The following is a 16,081-nucleotide window of genomic DNA, read 5'->3' on the forward strand; positions in this document are numbered from 1 at the left end:
CAGTCCTAACCCATGAGATTAACGCTTACATTCCACCTAGACAAAAAGCCAAACCGCATCATTATATAAATGATACCATTTGGCTAATGGTTAGCAAAACCTTAATTAGGCATGTGCTACAGCTTCAAAGCTTACTTTGCCCATCTTGTCCATGACTTCCTGCGCCTCAGCGAACATGGTGGTAATCATCTCTTCCACGGTGGTAATTTTGTTAACCATCCCGCAGATCTGTCCGGCCATCACGGACCCGGTATCGGTATCCCCTTCAAACACAGCTCTGCGCAGCGAGCCCAGGCTTAAGCTCTCCAGCTCCTCACGCGATGCCTTCTCATTCTCCATTCTGAGGAATTCGGCAATCATGCTGTTCTTGATGCTTCTTACCGGACCGCCAAGGCTGCGGCCAGTTACGGTTGTGCTAGTATCATCGGCGTTGATAACCGCCAGCTTGAAGTTCTCGTGTGTCGGGCATTCCACAGTCGCGAGGAACCGGGTTCCCACCTGAACACCCTGTGCTCCGAGGGCAAAAGCAGCGGCAATCCCGCGTCCATCGGCAATTCCGCCGGCCCCGATTACCGGAATCGATACCGCGCTGGCGACTTGCGGCAGCAAGGCCATAGTCGTTGTTTCACCTACATGTCCGCCCGCTTCAGTACCTTCAGCAACAATGGCGTCAACTCCGAGTGCTTCCATCTTCTTGGCGATTTTGACCGAAGGGACTACCGGAATCACGATAATGCCATGTTCCTTCAGAATCGGCATATAGGGAGCTGGTGTGCCTGCGCCTGTGGTTACAATCTTCACGCCTTCTTCAATAATAACCTGGATCAGCTCAGGGATATTGTTCATCATCAGCATCAGGTTGACGGCAAAAGGCTTGTCAGTGCTTGCTTTGGCCTTGCGGATCTCGTCACGGAGCCGGTCGGCGGTGAAGCCGCCGGAGCCGATAATGCCCAGCCCGCCCGCGTTGGACACAGCGCCTACCAGTGGAGACACAGCAATCTGAGCCATACCGCCCTGGAAAATCGGATATTTAATTCCTAACAGTTGTGTAATCGACATTATAATGACCTCCATATATTAATTAATGTTGTGAACATTTGAACGTCCGGCCTTTCCTTAAGCCGCCTTAGCCACTTCCGGCCCGGGCTTCTGCTTGTTCTCCATCGCTTTGTAGACGAAGGTTAAGGCGAAGCCGACCAGGGAGATGACCAGCGCGATGTAAAAAGCATTCGTGAAGTTGCCGTCATTGGCTGCTGCTACACTACCGGCAATTCTCGGTCCGAAGAAGGCGGCTCCCGAGTAGCCGATGAAGGTGACCCCGTAGTTCACGCCGTAATATTTCATGCCGAATTTCTCACCGACAATGGACGGGAAGATGCCCATCGTTCCGCCGAAGCATAGGCCGATGCCAGCAATGGCGACAGCAAATCCGGCTACAGAAGAGGATAGAGCAATCGTAAGCATCATCGCCGAAATGACGAGATAAATCATGAGCAGGCATTTCACGCGGCCGATTCTATCGGACACTGCGCCCCAGAACACACGGCCTAGACAGTTGCTCAGTGAGTACAAGCTGACATACAGCGCTGCGGCGGCGGCGGTTAAGCCGAACATTTTTTGACCGATTACCGATGCGTTCGCGGTTACCATCATACCAGACAGGGCACCGATCAGGAACAGGCAGGCAATCACATAGAATAATGGCTTCTTAATCATTTCATTCCAAGGTACATTCACAGAAGCCTTGGCTGCTCCGGTTACCGGAGGGGTCCAGCCTTCAGGAGCATAACCGGCCGGGGCGGGTTTGACGAGCAGGCCAAGCCCTAGAATAATCACCAGGAAAACCACACCGAGTGTAATTAAGGCAGACTGTACACCATTGCTGGTGATCAGCGCATTAGCGATAGGAGCGATAGCGATGGTGCCGCCGCCATATCCGGCTGTAACGATCCCCGCTGCCAGACCTCTTTTATCCGGAAAGAGCTTCACGCTGTTGCCAATGGTCGAGGAATACACAATTCCCTGGCCAATCCCGGTAATGACACCATAGGTGATATACAGCATCCAAGGTGCAGTAGCCAGGCCCGAGAGAATGAAGCCAATCCCGAACATCGCACCGCCGATGAAGACCGCCTTCCTCGCTCCCCCTTTATCCACCAGCTTACCGCCCAGGATCATCGGAATCGGGGAAATCGCTGCATTGATGGTAAAAGCAATCATAATATCCGGCATGCTCACGCTGAAAACCTTCGTTAATGGCAATGCGAAAATACTGAAAGCATAAATGGCGCCTACACAGATATTAATGATCGTTGAGGCAATCAAGATCCTCCAGCGGTTCAACTGTACGTTCATGGTATCATCCCTCTTTTAGTTGGTTTATAAGTTCAGCTTACGGTATTTACATTAACTACACTTCCTGCAGCACCCGGTTCTTATCGGCGATAATCGACTTCAGCATGCCCCAGTTCTCTTGGAACATAGCCGCGTCCATTTCCTTCAGGTCCGGTGAAATGACGGGCTTGAAGTCCATCTGATCCAGAATCTCTGTCTGCAGGTCGATGCCTGGCGCGATTTCGGTTAAGGTCATTTTACCGTTCAGCAGTTCAAAGACGGCGCGTTCCGTAACATACACAACCGGCTGCTTTACCTTGGCGGCATAGGATCCGCTGAAGGTGATCTGCTGTACCTTTGAGATGAATTTCTTGGCTTTGCCCTCTTGAATGATGTGCAGCTTGCCGTTCTCTACCTTAATCTGCAGCCCGCCCGCTGTAAAAGTACCCGCGAACACCAGCTTTTTCGCCGCCTGAGAGATATTGATGAATCCGCCGCAGCCCGCTACGCGTGTGCCGAATTTGCTGACATTCACATTCCCCGACTCATCTGTCTGGGCCAGGCCAAGTACGGACAGGTCAATACCGCCGCCGTCATAGAAGTCAAACTGTGCATCATGATCTACAATCGCCTCGGAGTTGTACGCATGGCCAAAGTCCTTCAGTCCTGCGGGAACTCCGCCGATCGAGCCTGCCTCTGTCGTCAGAATCAGCTGGTCGTCCACGCCCTCTTCAGCGGCAATGTTCGCTACATTCACCGGGATGCCGACTCCAAGATTTAGAATGGTATTCGGCTGAAGCTCTACGGCTGTGCGGCGGGAGATGATTTTGCGCTCATCCAGCGGCAGGATTTCAATCGACTCGACCGGCACTTTGACATGACCCGAGAACGCCGGATTATACTGCGTATTCTCGGTCTGGTAATGATTCTCCGGGGTGGACACGACGAGGTAATCTACCAGAATGCCCGGAACCTTCACATCCTTCGGATTCAAGGTGCCGTTCTTAGCCACCGTCTCTACCTGGGCGATCACGATACCGCCGGAATTGCGGACGGCCTGGGCGATCGGCAGAACCTCCATGTGCAGGCCTTCTTTTTCCAGCGTCAGATTGCCGTTCTCGTCCGCTACGGTGCCACGGATCAGGGCGATCTGAATCGGGAAGGTCTTGTAGAACAGCCACTCTTCACCTTCAAGTTCAATCACCTTCACAATGTCCTCCTTGGTAGACGGGGACATCTTGCCGCCCTCCACGCGGGGATCGACGAAGGTCTCCATACCCACCTTGGTAATCACACCCGGGCGCTTGGCGGCAATCTCGCGGTAGAGCTGGGTAATCACACCCTGAGGCAGGTTGTAGGCTTCGCATTTATCCTCTTCAATCAGCTTGGCCAATCCCGGGGAAGCGATCGCGATACCGCCAATCCAGCGTTTGATGAGGCCTTCATGGCCCAGGTGGCTCATGCCCTTGTCGCGGCGGTTGCCGACGGCACTGGCGTGCATCACGGTCAGATTCTTCGGGTGTCCGGTCTGTACGAAGCGCTCTTCAATGGCGATCCCCATCTCTTCTGCCCAGCAGGATAATCCAAATCCGCTTGCCGCTACCGTGTCTCCGTCCTTGATGAGTTCCGCTGCTTTGGCGGCTGAAATTACTTTTGTCATTTCATCTGCTCCTCTTTATGTGAATTATTTCACTACAGTTGTTAAAAAAAATAATGGCCCTTCTGTGTGTGTCTCTCTTCCTGCTGCGTGTCTCTATCATCCTGCTGTGTCTCTCATTATTGCTGCTCTGTGCTGCCTCGTTTTGTTTGTGAAATATTTCTCAAGGTCATCGTAATACAGAAAAAAGCACCGGTCAATAGGGCGGAAATGGCTTAAAATCAAGGTTTTTTTGTGTTGTAAATTTGCGACTGGCTCCGCTGGACCGTCTGAAATACCTGCCGTAATGTTCGTCAAAAATTCACAAGCTTGCCCGCATCGCCCCCTGCTCTACACCGAATTCCCCCTGAATCGGAAGACGGTCAAGCGTTGCAAAATATCCACACTATTTGCTTGCGCCCGGCTTGGGCGTTATCCAGACAACCCGCAGGCACCCTTCACCAAGCTGCAAATAGTGCAAACCCGTGAAGAACATAGTGCAGACCCGGGAATCTGGCAGAAAAAAATTTTATTTTATTTCTCAGCAGGCAGAATTCGCAGATTTGCAACAGTATATTAGGGCCAAATCAGCCTATATAGGGACAACGTTCGCTGGGTGGGATTGGAAGAGTTGTATAAATTCAACCTCCTATGCTATATTCGGTTCAACTACATATGGGAGAGAGAGGTAGCTCTATCATGGGGAATTCTTCTAAGAAAGAAACGATTGAGCGGGGAGACACTTCGCTGGGCATTGAACTGGGGTCCACCCGGATCAAGGCGGTGCTGATTGACCGGCATTACGAGGTTATAGCATCCGGTACCTATGAATGGGAGAATCAATTGATCGGAGGATACTGGACTTACGATCTGAAGGAAATGCTTCAGGGCGTGCAGGCAGCCTATGAGCAGTTGAAGCTGGAGGTTCAGGAGCGTTATAGCGTAACTCTGCAAAAAATCGGCTCCATCGGCTGCTCGGCCATGATGCAGGGGTATATTGTGCTGGACCAGTACGGCGAACTGCTGGTTCCCTTCCGTACCTGGCGCAATGCCACCACAAGCGCTGCTGCTGCGGAGCTAAGCGGGACATTCCAGTTCAAAATTCCAGAGCGCTGGAGTATCGCCCACTTGTATCAGGCTATTTTGAACGGTGAAGAGCATGTGGCCAGAATAGATTATCTTACGACGCTATCGGGTTACGTTCACTTGCTGCTGACGGGCCGCAGGGCTATCGGGATCGGGGATGCCTCCGGGATGTTCCCCATCGACGAAGTAACGAAGCAGTACAATGAAGAGATGGTGAAGCAGTTCACCACTCTAACTGCCGGCAGGGGTTATCCTTGGAAGCTGCAAGATATCCTGCCTACAGTGTATACGGCCGGTAAGCATGCAGGAAATCTCAGTGAAGCAGGTGCCCGGCTGATCGACCCGTCAGGCCGTTTGCAGGCCGGTATTCCGCTATGCCCGCCGGAGGGCGATGCCGGAACAGGTATGGTGGCTACAGGTAGTGTTAGGAAACGAACTGGCAATATTTCCGTAGGGACGTCGGTCTTTGCTATGTTTGTGCTGGAGCAGAATCTAAGTGCGGTCCACCCTGAGATTGATATCGTGAATACACCGGAAGGCAGCCCGGTTGCTATGGTTCTTGCCAACAACTGCTCCAGCGATCTGAATGCCTGGATCGGCTTGTTCCGTGAATTTCATGAAGCCATGGGGCTGAAGCCCGACATGAACCAGTTATTCAGCGTCCTGCTGAGCCAGGTGCTGGAAGCGGATGCGGATGGCGGCGGCTTGTTGAGCTACGGCTACTATTCAGGCGAGAATATCACCGGCTTTGCCCAAGGGCGTCCGCTGTTCGTCCGTTCGCCGCAGAGCCGCTTCACGCTGGCTAACTTCATGAGAGTTCATCTGTATGGCGCTTTCGCTGCGTTAAGACTCGGAATGGAGATTCTGACCGGGCAGGAACGGGTAACGATTGACCGTATTTCAGCGCACGGCGGATTGTTCCGCACCCCGCAGGTCGGCCAGCGGATCTGTGCCGCTGCACTGAATGTTCCGGTCTCAGTCTTGTCTACGGCTGGTGAAGGCGGAGCATGGGGAATAGCCATTCTGGCCTCTTATATGATACATAAGGAGCCGAACGAGAGCCTGGCGGATTACTTGACCTCTAAGGTGTTCTGTGACATGGAAGGACAGGAGGTAACGCCTGACCCTACTGATGTGGACGGCTTTGCTCTCTATATGGAGCGTTACACCAAGGGGCTGACCATCGAGCAGGCGGCGATAGATCATTTACTGGAGAACCGGAAGAGAGGAGAACTCGGATGAAAATAGATATGGGCAGGCTTACGGTATTGCTTACCTCCCTGCTGCTGATAGCCTCCGCCCCTTCGGCTTATGCTAAAGCGCCGGATGCCAAGGCACTGCTCAAGCAGAAGTTCCCGGGAGAAACGGTACGGTTGCTGAAGACCGCAGACCTGAATAACGATCAGAAGCCGGAGAGCTTCCTGCTCACGGAGTCGGGCAATTTGTATCTAGTCAACTCCAAGGGTGTAGCAGTACTAATTGATAAGCAGATTATGGAGTTCGAAGAGGATGAAGCGGATATGCAAATCTTCGCTGTCTCCCCTACGGAGAAGCATCTGGCAGTTACCGTGGATTATCTGCCCTCGAACACCCAGGTCTCGGTCTACCGCCTGAACTATGGCACTCTGACCAAGAAGCTTCAGTTCATGGGGGATCAAGGAGCCGAGATCGATAAGAAGGGACGCCTGCATCAATACTGGAAGGACTTCAAAGACGAGGGCGGCGGCTGGGACCTGGCCGAGGGGATCTTCACCTGGGATGCCAAGGCAGGGAAGTACAGAGCTACGGGCAATTACGTCTTGCAGTAGTATAAAAGGCAGCCATACTCCCGGTAGCGGAGATGGCTGCCTTTGATTTATGCCAGGCTTGCGGCATAACTGGTCTGGGCTAGGCCGAGCATCATTTGCATTTGACTCTGCGGGATCTGCCCAGCGGACTGAGAGGCGCTTATTCTGCCCAAAAGCCGCTTTTTACGCAGGTTACGGACTCCATGGCCCTTATTGGTGGTAATACCACCGATTAACATCACTTAGTGGACGAATAAGCGCATCTCAGTCCGATAAGCGGTGTAAAAGTAGGTTTTTCCTCAAAATAAGGGCTCTCCAGTCCGTTAGAAGCAGGCCGGAGGGGTCCGGGGGCCACCCGAGGTCAGAATCATTTCACGGAACGATTGTAACTCGCTCCATCCTCACCTCACAAATACACAAACGGCTCCCTCGCATCCACGAATGTAACCGGAACCCCGTCCACCAGCGGCGCCAGCCACTCGGCCATATACTTCATGCCCCATTCCTCGGAGCGCTCGTGACCGATCACGATCATCGCCTTGTTCATGCCCAGCATGGCGGCATCATTGATGTAAGCACATAAGGTCCACTCGGTAATGTCGCCGCAGACCATCACATCCAGACCCTTCTCCTGCATCAGCTCCATCGGCATCTGCTCCCGGCCGAGGCCCAGACTGCCGCCGCCGACAAGGATGCCGATACGGGAGCAGGGCGCTTCCGGGTTGCCGACGATCTGAATCACCTTCATCCCCAGACGCTGCTTCAGGAAGCCGGCCAGCTCACCCACGGTAGTCTCCTCGATCAGATATCCCCAGGCGTCCTTGTCGTCCAGCTTTTTATCTGCCCAATCCAGCTCCTTCAGCAGTCCGTCATAGATCCGGTCCGTATCCGCCAGATGCATATGGTCATGGAAGCGCCAGATCGTAATGCCGTGCTCCTCGATCAGCTTTTTTTTCGCCAGATATACCGGGTCCTGCTGCAGCCAATCCAGCGAATCTCTTCCGGTAAAATAAGTCGGCTCATGGGTAATGATCAGGTTGGCCCCAGCCGCAACGGCTTCCTTGATGACCTCCACCGTCGCCATAAACGTTGTGACAATCCCTGTGACCTCCATCTCTTCACTGCCGCTCGCCAGCACATCACAGGTCTGCTCCAGCCTCCGTCCCCCGCAGCAATCGAGCAGAATCCGGTCAATCACCTCTTGCACTTTCATACGCTCATCTCCTATCATATTTAGCCTTTGACAGCTCCGATAACCACGCCGCGGGTCAGGTACTTCTGCATGAACGGCAGGACGAACAGCACCGGCACAATGCCCAGCACCGCCATCGCCATCCGCACCGCTGTACTTGGCAGCGATACCGTGTCGGCTCCGAGTACATTCCCGGCTTGGCCGGAATTAAGGAACTGGATGTTGCTCATAAGCTGCATCAGCAGATTCTGAATACCGTACAATTGCGGCTTAGATACAAAATATAACGCATTGATCCAGTCATTCCAATAGGCCAGGCCCATAAACATCCCGACCGTTGCCATGACCGGCATGGACAGCGGAAGCATGATGCGGAAGAAGGTCCGCAGCTCCGAGGCACCGTCGATCTGAGCGGCTTCTATAATCTCCAGCGGCACATTATTCTTGAAGTAGTTACGGACCAGCAGGACGTTGAACCCGTTCGCCAGCAGGTTGGGCAGGATTAGCGCCCACAGCGTGTTTTTGATATGGAAGTACTGGGTCCACATGATGTATGAAGGCACAATCCCCCCGCTGAACAGCATGGTGAAGAAGACGACAAACGCCAGCGTATTATGATACTTGAAATCAGACCGGGACATCGGATAAGCAAGCATGCTTGTTATCAGCAGTCCAATCGCGGTTCCCAGGATCGTCACCAGAAAGGACACGCCATAGGCTCTAATGAAAATGTACGCCGAGGACTTAATATACCGGTACGCGTCTAGACTTAGATGCTCCGGGAAAAAGCTGTACCCGTTGCGGATCAGGGTCGTCTCATTGGTGAACGAAGCGATCACAATCAGCAGGAAGGGCAAAAAAGCAAAAACCGTCAGCAGGATCATCACGACCGCAGAAAACACCGTAAACGTTCGTTCTCCTCTTGTTTGGATCATCCGAATTTCCTCCTAGAACAAAGCGTTTTCTGGATTGACCTTCTTGACGATGGCATTGACCGTAAGCACAAGGGCAAAGCCGACCAGCGACTGATACAGACCGGCGGCTGCCGACATTCCAATATCATTGAGCTGCATCAAGGCGCGGTAGACATACGTATCAATCGTCTGGGTAGTGCTGTATAGTGCACCAGAGTTCATTGGAACCTGATAGAACAGGCCGAAGTCAGAGTTGAAAATCCGGCCCATCGACATCAGCACCAGCACAATAATGGTCGGCTTCAGCAGCGGCAGAGTAATCATGCGGATCTGCTTGAGCTTCCCGGCACCGTCGATTTTGGCCGACTCATAGATGCTCTTGTCAATGCCGGCAATCGAGGCAAAATAGACAATTGAGCCGTAGCCTGCCGTCTTCCAGATCTGAATGAGGACCAGCAGGTACGGCCAATATTTCGCCTCCGAATACCAGTTGATCTCCGGTATCCCCAGCGGCCGCAAAATCGAATGATTGACGAACCCGCTGTCGGCGTTCAGAAAGGCGAAGACGAGCAGCGAAAGCACGATCATCGAGATCAGGTTCGGCAGAATCAGTCCGGTCATGAACAGCTTCGAGTACAGCTTGTTCAGCAGCTCCGACATCAGAATGGCAATGATGATCGAAACTACGGTTCCCAGCGCGATAAACGTCAGATTGTACAGCAGGGTGTTGCGGGTCATAATCCAGGCATCACTGGTCTGGAACAGAAAGGTGAAGTTCTTGAAGCCGATCCAGTCGCTGCCGAAGATGCCTTTGGCATAATTGACATCCTTGAACGCGATGAACACCCCGAACATGGGGAAGTAGCTGTTAATGAGAAAATACAGCAGTCCCGGACCCGCGAGAATTAATAAAGGAAGTGTTTTTTTGAGTGGCTTGGATTTAGGTTTGGCAGTCATGCCGGATTCACCTCCATTGCCGGGGGGCAGAGCCTCCATTAGCGGCTCTACCCTCAGCAGGCTTATTCAAATTATTGTTTTTGCGCGGCAAGCCATTGATCCAGTTGTTGCTGCTTGCTGTCTATAATGTCCTGTGCACCCGCATCCTTCAGCGCACTGTTGAATTTCGCAATAATGCTCTCAGGATCTACCGATCCGCTGACCAGTGCCGGCAGGAATTGATTCACTACGTTGTTCACAGCACTCATCTGCGTCTTCACTTGACCCTGGTCGAAGATAAAGCCGAAATACGGCGATCTTTCGGTATCCTTATTCTCCTTCAGCTTCAGTTCCACATCCGACCAGTTGATTCCCTCCATCTGATACTGAAGCGATTCGGAGCCGACGATCCCGGAGCTGAGCATGGAGGTATAAGGTACCGTATTTGCGTCCATGCCCTCAGGGAATTTCACATGATGCTCATCTACCTTGATGTAATCCTCCCCTTCAATTCCGAACAGAATGGTGTTGATCAGCTCTTTGTCGGTGTAGAGCAGGTTCAGGAACTTCACAGCGGCTTCCGTCTCCTTCGAAGTACTAGAGACCATCCAGGTCACCGAGTTCACGGCACTTGTATCGAAATAGAACGGGGCGATGCGCTTGGTCTCAATGTTTTTGCCGACCTGTGCACTCAGCTGCTTGCCAACCTCCATGCCGCTGTAGCCGCCCAGGAAGGAGAAGCCACGCCCCGAGGATACCATCTCCATCGCTGTAATCGTAGTGGTTGCAGTATCCTTCTGCAGATACCCGGCCTCGAACCAGTCTCTCATCATCTGAATTCCGTTCTTGAAGACATCCGATTCATAGAAGTTAACGACCTTGCCGTTGTCACCGATCACGACACCGACTCCGGTGGTATCGGTCAGGTAATCCACCTTGCTCGCACCCTTCATCCAGTTCACAAGTCCGGTATCTGTCGGATTCACATTAATCGGGCCAAACGGAACTACATCCGGCAGCTTCTGCTTCACTGCGCCGAACACCGCAGGCAGATCCTCTACCGATTGGATGGAGTCTGCTGCTACGCCCGCCTCTGCGAGCATATCCGCGTTGTAGATGATATTGGTCGGCAGCGCCATCCCTTTATTCACAGGAATGCCGTAGATATGCCCGTCCATCGTGGTGGTTTTGAGAATATCCGGCCCGAAATCCTTGTCCAGAATGGCTGTCAGCTCTTTGCCGTGTTCGGTAAGCAGCTCTTCGAGCGGAGCCACCTGGCTCTTGGATACATAGTTGGAGAATTGTCCGAGGGTGGTGAAGATATCCATCTTCTCCCCGCTCTGGAGCGCAAGATTGACCTTCTGGGCATAATCTGCCGGGCCGAAGAGTCGGAAGTCCACCTTCACCCCGATTTTCTCCGTTGTGATGGCGTTGATCGCATTCGTCACCTTGCTCAGATCATCGGGAATCCGGTTGAAGGAGGGCAGTGCGAATACAATCTCAGCCACCTTGGCCTTCGCTTCCGTATCCCCGGAATTCTTGGACGATGTATTGGAATTGCCGCCGCAGGCGGAGAGCAGCGAACCGCAGATTACCATGGACAACAGCAGTGAACCTAACCCCTTTTTATTCTTCATGATCATGCCTCCTGTTCTATATTTACATTCTCATTGTACTTGCCCTGGAGGGGGGCGGGCTTTCAATAATACGGGCTGTTTTTATAAAAAAACGTACTCAGTAAGAAGCTCCGCTTCTCTCTTCGAAAAGCGGAGCTTCCTGCTATAGAGCGGATTTGTGCTTGGAACGGTAGGCTGCCGGGGTTTCGCCTGTCCATTTTTTGAAGACGGTGGAGAAATAGGAAAGGGTATCAAAGCCGGTATCCATGGCAATCTCCCCGATGCTCGCCGTGCTCTCCACCAGCCTCTGCTTCGCCGCTCTGATCCGGCAGTCGTTCAGGTACTCCTTCACGCTCTGGCCGGTCCCGTGCTTGAACACCTTGGCCAGATAATCCGCGGTCAGATATACGCTTGCGGCAACATCCTCCCGGCTGAGGTCCTGGGTATAGTGCTCCTGAATGAACCGTTTGGCCCGCTCGACCACCCCTTCGGACTGCAGCACCTCCTTAATGGAATCCAGCGTCTTATCCGTCAGCGTCTGCGCCCATTTCATGAAGTCGAACACGCTGCTCTCGGCATCCTGGGCCAATTGCTGGCTGAGCTCGCCCTCGAAGAGGCGGTGGGCTTGAATGTGGTGCCGCGCGAGCAGCGAATAGACCACCTGAAGCAGGTCCTCTCGTATCGAATGGAGCGTTGCCGCATCAAGCTTGTTCAGACTCGTCAGCAGCTCCAGTTCTTTCTTGAGCCGGTTCACAATCTGCGCCTTCTCCTTCTGGACGAACAGCAGGGTGAACAGCTCCGTATCCAGGGTGAAGCGCTCGGTCAGATCTACCTGGAAGGGCTTATTCGGCAAATGCAGCTTCCCCCGGAAAATAATATTCGCTTCGTCCGCCTGCTCCAGCTCCGTCTTAAGCTGCGCCAGGCGGGAGATCGCCGCAGGCTCACTGAAGTAACAGGTAGCCGTACATTTCAGATACTGTCTGGACAGCCGGATGATCTCTCCGGCGCTCACCTCCAGCTCCTGCATATCCGCCGGACTCTCCACAATGATCGCATTGTAGAATACTTTATCGACCTGATAGGCAATCATCCGGCCGATTCCCACCCGGCTGCTGAGAATTTCAGAGACCAGGTTCGAGAGGGCATAATGGAAGATGCTCTCATCCCATTCCCGTTCAATCTGGGAGCGGGGAACACTTACCAGCAGCAGCCTGTATTCTGCATGCACCGGGATGGACAGCTCCCGCTTCTGCACCTCACTCTGGATCAGCTGTGGCCGGGGAGAGATTGTCGCCGTCAGCACATCGCTCCAGAAGCTGCGTTCTATCAGATCCTGGTTCTTCAGCCACGCATGGCCCAGCTTGCTGTATTCGCCTAACATGATTTTGTTCTTCAGCGTATCCATCGACTTGCGCAGCGCCGCTTCCAGCTCCTGCTTGTCCAGCGGCTTGACCAGATACGAGTCTGCGTCATATGAGATCGCCTGGGAGGCGAAGGTGAAGCTCTCATGACAGGTCAGGAAGATGAATCCGCCTTCATATTGACGCTCTCTGGCCCATTTGATCAACTCAATGCCCGAGCCGCGCGGCATTTCAATATCGCAAATCATCAGATCCGGCTCGCCGTGCTCGAAGAGTTGCTTCGCATCCTGTATATTATGAGCGGTTAGCACTTCCGTAATTCCGAATTCCTCCCAGTTCACAATACCGCGCAACGCTTCAATTGTAGGAATATCATCGTCAATCAGCATACAACGCATATTATCCTCCCTCTAAGCCAGGCTGGCTCCATTCGAGTGGCTTCACAGGAATCCACAGCTCAACCCTCGCACCTGTAGTCTCGATATTCGACAGCTTAAGCAGATCTTCCCGTTTGTAGAGCAGTCTGAGGGTCTTGCGGATATTGGCAATGCCCACTCTGCCTCCGTCCTCCCCTGCCTCTTCGCGCTCCGGCTGATCCAGCCATTCAGAAGCGAAGCCCGCCCCGTTATCTTCAATGACAATGCTGACAAATGGACTATCGTCCCGCCGCTCCATCCGCACCCTGATGAAAATAGACAGCAGCTCCTGAACGAACATAGCATGCTTGAACGTATTCTCCACAAAGGTCTGAATCATGAATTGGGGAACCGGCACCTGCCGCGCTTCCTCCTGCATCTCGATCATGAAAAAAATCTGCTCAGGATAACGGATCTCCTGCATCCGGATATAATTCTCAGTGTGCCGGATCTCCTCCTCCATCGTCACTTCCATCAGCCCTCCTCTGAACATATACCGGAGATGCTCGGAGAGGCAGTGGATCAGGCGGCGGATCTCCTCGTTTTTATTCTGATAGGTTAGGCTGGTGATCGTTGAGATCGCATTCAGGAAAAAATGGGGCCGGATCTGCATCTGCAGATACTTGATCTCGGCGCGGCTGATTTCGATCTGTTCTTCATAGGACTGAATCTTCAGATCCTTGATCTCACTGACCATGGACTCCAGCGCATGGAACAGCTTCAGGAATTCCAGGGAATACGGGGTATTCTGCGGAATCTGGTATTCCAGCTGCCCCTGCTCGACCGCCTTCGCCGCCTTCACCAGCTCCAGAATCGGCCTCAGCACATCTCTCGTCAGGAATCTCAGCACCAGCGGTACCACGATGACCGAGAGAACCGCCAGCAGGGCGATCCCCCACTGAATCAGCTTCAGGCCTGAGAACAGACTGCCCTTGGCAACCATTTGAGTCATCTGCCCGAACTCGCCGATCGGTTCAGATACAATCAGGTAATCCCGCTGATACTGCCTGCTTAAGCTCTCAAGCGTCGTATCCCCTTCATTAAGAGAGATATTATTCGCTGCCAGGATCATTCCCTCCGAGTCACTCAGCACATAACGGTTCTTATCATTGCCTCCCCTATCAACCATAGCCAGCAGCGTGTCCGCTTTCACCAGCGTTCCGAAGCTGACCTCTGAATAAGTAATGTATTTGAACAAGTAGGACTCGCCGTGGATCTGGAAGACTTTCCATTCCCCGCTTGGTGCTGCCGGAGCCGTACTGAATTTATGCATATTGATAAAATCCACCAGAGCCAGCTTATCCTCCGATTGAATCCGGCGGTTGAACTGCTCCAGCACCAGCTCATCCGAGAGCCTGATGAACATGCCGTCGCTCGAATTATCGCCTGCTATTTTTGCCTGCAGGCTATTCTTGAGCTGCTGGACCTTGAAATACCGGCTGTTCTCATCCATCCCCGCCGAATTCACCGCAGTATCCACGTTATGGTCGAACACCTCAATGAGGTCCTTGGAGAAATTGTTGAAGTTATTATGAATATTGGCCTGATAGAGGGCCAGTGTATTACGCGAGCTGGTCAGTGCATTGCTCCGCACCACCTCCAGGGAGTAGATGTTACTCAGAACAAGGATGGACAGCAGGATCGCAAGAATCACTGTCATCTGCAACGCAAATTTGAACACGATACTGTTGGTTCGGATCATCCCCGCCTCTTCCTTTCCCCGGAATTCAGCACGCCCCTGAGCCGATACCTTCTTAGGCCGGACCCAGGGGCGTATAAGTATGCAATTTGCGATTGAGTACGTGAAAATTATTAGTATTGGGATAGCCGTGACTCCAGAGAAGTTTTGGACTTCCGGCCGCTGTTGTGTTTGAATTTCCTGAATTAAACCGCACTATGCGGTAGAAATTCAAACACAAAGGCGGACGCTACCGCTCCTACAGTTCCAAAATTCCCTTCCGCCACTTTTCCCAATTATTAATCAGCTCACAGGAGCAGCCGCCCAATCCAGCGCAGCTTCAATATGCTTATCCCAGTACACCCAGTTATGATCGCCAGGGCCTTCTTCATAGTAATGGGCGGCCTGCTCGCCTTCCAGGAACTGATGGAACCGGCGGTTCACATCCAGCAGCATATCCTCGGTTCCGCATGCCATATACAGCTCTGGCAGGGCAAGTCCCTGCGCCTTCACATCACGCACCAGCTGCTCAGGGTCTTTGTCGCTGCCAAGCAGCCTACTCAGATCGCCGAAGACGCTGGCATAGTAGGAATAACTGGCAATTCCGTCTTTATAGTCTGGGGAAATATTGGCAACTCTATACGGAATTAAGGCCGAGGATAAGGCGATGATCCGGCCGAAGCGCTCCGCGTATTTCAGGCCGTTGCGGATTGCCCCGTAGCCGCCCATGGATAAGCCGCCGATCCAGGTATCCTCTCTGGCTGCTGATAGCGGGAACAGCTTGCGGGTGAAGTCTACCAGCTCCCTGCCGATATACTCACCGTAATATTCTTCCCGGAGTTCATCGTTTACATAGAAGCGGTTCTCCCCGGCCGGCATGAATACTGCCACCTGATGCCTGTCTGCCAGCTCCCTGATCCTGGAGAAGTTCAGCCAGTCGTTCTGGCTGCCGGAGAAGCCGTGCAGCAGATAGAGCGATCTCAAGGGCTGGCCCGACCAAGCCGGCAATCCCCAGCCCTCCGGCAGATCCACCGGCAATATGGCCTGGATCGTGACCTCCCGCTTCAGACTTGCCGAGAACAGGCTGATTTGCATTGTAGCCATCATCATTCCCCCTTAATGAAT

13 protein-coding genes are annotated in these 16,081 nt (G+C 53.0%); 3 read left to right on the top strand and 10 right to left on the bottom strand.

Annotated features, from left to right (window positions below; all coding sequences use genetic code 11):
- Positions 1–105 precede the first annotated feature (105 nt).
- From NYE26_RS21515 to NYE26_RS21525, 3 genes are read right to left on the bottom strand one after another with little or no spacing between them, the layout of a single operon-like run.
- Positions 106–1,059 (bottom strand): DUF561 domain-containing protein, encoded by a 954-nt coding sequence (locus NYE26_RS21515; RefSeq protein ID WP_339250003.1) that lies wholly within the window; start codon positions 1,057–1,059, stop codon positions 106–108.
- 57 nt (positions 1,060–1,116) lie between these two features.
- Positions 1,117–2,355 carry an OFA family MFS transporter gene (locus NYE26_RS21520; protein ID WP_339250005.1) on the bottom strand — a complete coding sequence of 413 codons (1,239 nt, stop codon included), beginning with the start codon at positions 2,353–2,355 and terminating at the stop codon, positions 1,117–1,119.
- A 55-nt stretch (positions 2,356–2,410) separates the two neighbouring features.
- Entirely contained in the window at positions 2,411–3,994 is a 1,584-nt protein-coding gene (locus NYE26_RS21525; protein WP_339250007.1) for an acyl CoA:acetate/3-ketoacid CoA transferase, read from the bottom strand.
- A 283-nt stretch (positions 3,995–4,277) separates the two neighbouring features.
- On the opposite strand from NYE26_RS21525, the gene NYE26_RS21530 reads away from it, so the two are divergent.
- From NYE26_RS21530 to NYE26_RS21540, 3 genes are all read left to right on the top strand, one after another.
- Positions 4,278–4,550: a hypothetical protein gene (locus tag NYE26_RS21530; protein ID WP_339250009.1), complete on the top strand. Its 273-nt coding sequence runs from the start codon at positions 4,278–4,280 to the stop codon at positions 4,548–4,550.
- A gap of 119 nt (positions 4,551–4,669) precedes the next feature.
- Complete coding sequence (locus tag NYE26_RS21535) at positions 4,670–6,298, top strand: FGGY-family carbohydrate kinase (RefSeq protein ID WP_339250011.1); 1,629 nt, start codon at positions 4,670–4,672, stop codon at positions 6,296–6,298.
- Positions 6,295–6,864, top strand: coding sequence for a hypothetical protein (locus NYE26_RS21540; RefSeq protein WP_339250013.1), 570 nt, complete (start codon positions 6,295–6,297; stop codon positions 6,862–6,864). The genes NYE26_RS21535 and NYE26_RS21540 overlap by 4 nt, the downstream gene beginning before the upstream one ends.
- A 385-nt stretch (positions 6,865–7,249) precedes the next feature.
- On the opposite strand, the gene NYE26_RS21545 is transcribed toward NYE26_RS21540, so the two are convergent.
- The 7 genes from NYE26_RS21545 to NYE26_RS21575 all read right to left on the bottom strand — a co-directional run bounded on the left by NYE26_RS21545 (position 7,250) and on the right by NYE26_RS21575 (position 16,060).
- On the bottom strand, positions 7,250–8,056 hold the full coding sequence (locus NYE26_RS21545; protein WP_339250015.1) for a Nif3-like dinuclear metal center hexameric protein: 807 nt from the start codon (positions 8,054–8,056) through the stop codon (positions 7,250–7,252).
- Positions 8,057–8,076: 20 nt separating this feature from the next.
- The gene (locus NYE26_RS21550) at positions 8,077–8,970 is read right to left on the bottom strand and encodes a carbohydrate ABC transporter permease (RefSeq protein WP_339250017.1); all 894 of its coding nucleotides are present in this window, start codon (positions 8,968–8,970) and stop codon (positions 8,077–8,079) included.
- A gap of 12 nt (positions 8,971–8,982) precedes the next feature.
- Entirely contained in the window at positions 8,983–9,906 is a 924-nt protein-coding gene (locus NYE26_RS21555; protein ID WP_036724053.1) for an ABC transporter permease subunit, read from the bottom strand.
- Positions 9,907–9,977: 71 nt separating this feature from the next.
- Positions 9,978–11,522 carry an ABC transporter substrate-binding protein gene (locus NYE26_RS21560; RefSeq protein WP_339250020.1) on the bottom strand — a complete coding sequence of 515 codons (1,545 nt, stop codon included), beginning with the start codon at positions 11,520–11,522 and terminating at the stop codon, positions 9,978–9,980.
- A 142-nt stretch (positions 11,523–11,664) separates the two neighbouring features.
- Positions 11,665–13,260, bottom strand: coding sequence for a helix-turn-helix domain-containing protein (locus NYE26_RS21565; protein ID WP_339250022.1), 1,596 nt, complete (start codon positions 13,258–13,260; stop codon positions 11,665–11,667).
- A 1-nt stretch (position 13,261) separates the two neighbouring features.
- Positions 13,262–14,980 carry a histidine kinase gene (locus NYE26_RS21570; protein ID WP_339250024.1) on the bottom strand — a complete coding sequence of 573 codons (1,719 nt, stop codon included), beginning with the start codon at positions 14,978–14,980 and terminating at the stop codon, positions 13,262–13,264.
- A gap of 279 nt (positions 14,981–15,259) precedes the next feature.
- Positions 15,260–16,060 carry an alpha/beta hydrolase-fold protein gene (locus NYE26_RS21575; protein ID WP_339250026.1) on the bottom strand — a complete coding sequence of 267 codons (801 nt, stop codon included), beginning with the start codon at positions 16,058–16,060 and terminating at the stop codon, positions 15,260–15,262.
- Positions 16,061–16,081: the final 21 nt, after the last annotated feature.

It is taken from the genome of Paenibacillus sp. FSL P2-0136 (assembly GCF_037975325.1).
Taxonomy (GTDB): Bacteria; Bacillota; Bacilli; order Paenibacillales; family Paenibacillaceae; genus Paenibacillus_AQ; species Paenibacillus_AQ silagei.

Coding starts and splice junctions, on each gene's coding strand:
- NYE26_RS21515 (WP_339250003.1), bottom strand. CDS start 1,059: ATGTCGATTACACAACTGTTAGGAATTAAATATCCGATTTTCCAGGGC.
- NYE26_RS21520 (WP_339250005.1), bottom strand. CDS start 2,355: ATGAACGTACAGTTGAACCGCTGGAGGATCTTGATTGCCTCAACGATC.
- NYE26_RS21525 (WP_339250007.1), bottom strand. CDS start 3,994: ATGACAAAAGTAATTTCAGCCGCCAAAGCAGCGGAACTCATCAAGGAC.
- NYE26_RS21530 (WP_339250009.1), top strand. CDS start 4,278: ATGTTCGTCAAAAATTCACAAGCTTGCCCGCATCGCCCCCTGCTCTAC.
- NYE26_RS21535 (WP_339250011.1), top strand. CDS start 4,670: ATGGGGAATTCTTCTAAGAAAGAAACGATTGAGCGGGGAGACACTTCG.
- NYE26_RS21540 (WP_339250013.1), top strand. CDS start 6,295: ATGAAAATAGATATGGGCAGGCTTACGGTATTGCTTACCTCCCTGCTG.
- NYE26_RS21545 (WP_339250015.1), bottom strand. CDS start 8,056: ATGAAAGTGCAAGAGGTGATTGACCGGATTCTGCTCGATTGCTGCGGG.
- NYE26_RS21550 (WP_339250017.1), bottom strand. CDS start 8,970: ATGATCCAAACAAGAGGAGAACGAACGTTTACGGTGTTTTCTGCGGTC.
- NYE26_RS21555 (WP_036724053.1), bottom strand. CDS start 9,906: ATGACTGCCAAACCTAAATCCAAGCCACTCAAAAAAACACTTCCTTTA.
- NYE26_RS21560 (WP_339250020.1), bottom strand. CDS start 11,522: ATGAAGAATAAAAAGGGGTTAGGTTCACTGCTGTTGTCCATGGTAATC.
- NYE26_RS21565 (WP_339250022.1), bottom strand. CDS start 13,260: ATGCGTTGTATGCTGATTGACGATGATATTCCTACAATTGAAGCGTTG.
- NYE26_RS21570 (WP_339250024.1), bottom strand. CDS start 14,980: ATGATCCGAACCAACAGTATCGTGTTCAAATTTGCGTTGCAGATGACA.
- NYE26_RS21575 (WP_339250026.1), bottom strand. CDS start 16,060: ATGGCTACAATGCAAATCAGCCTGTTCTCGGCAAGTCTGAAGCGGGAG.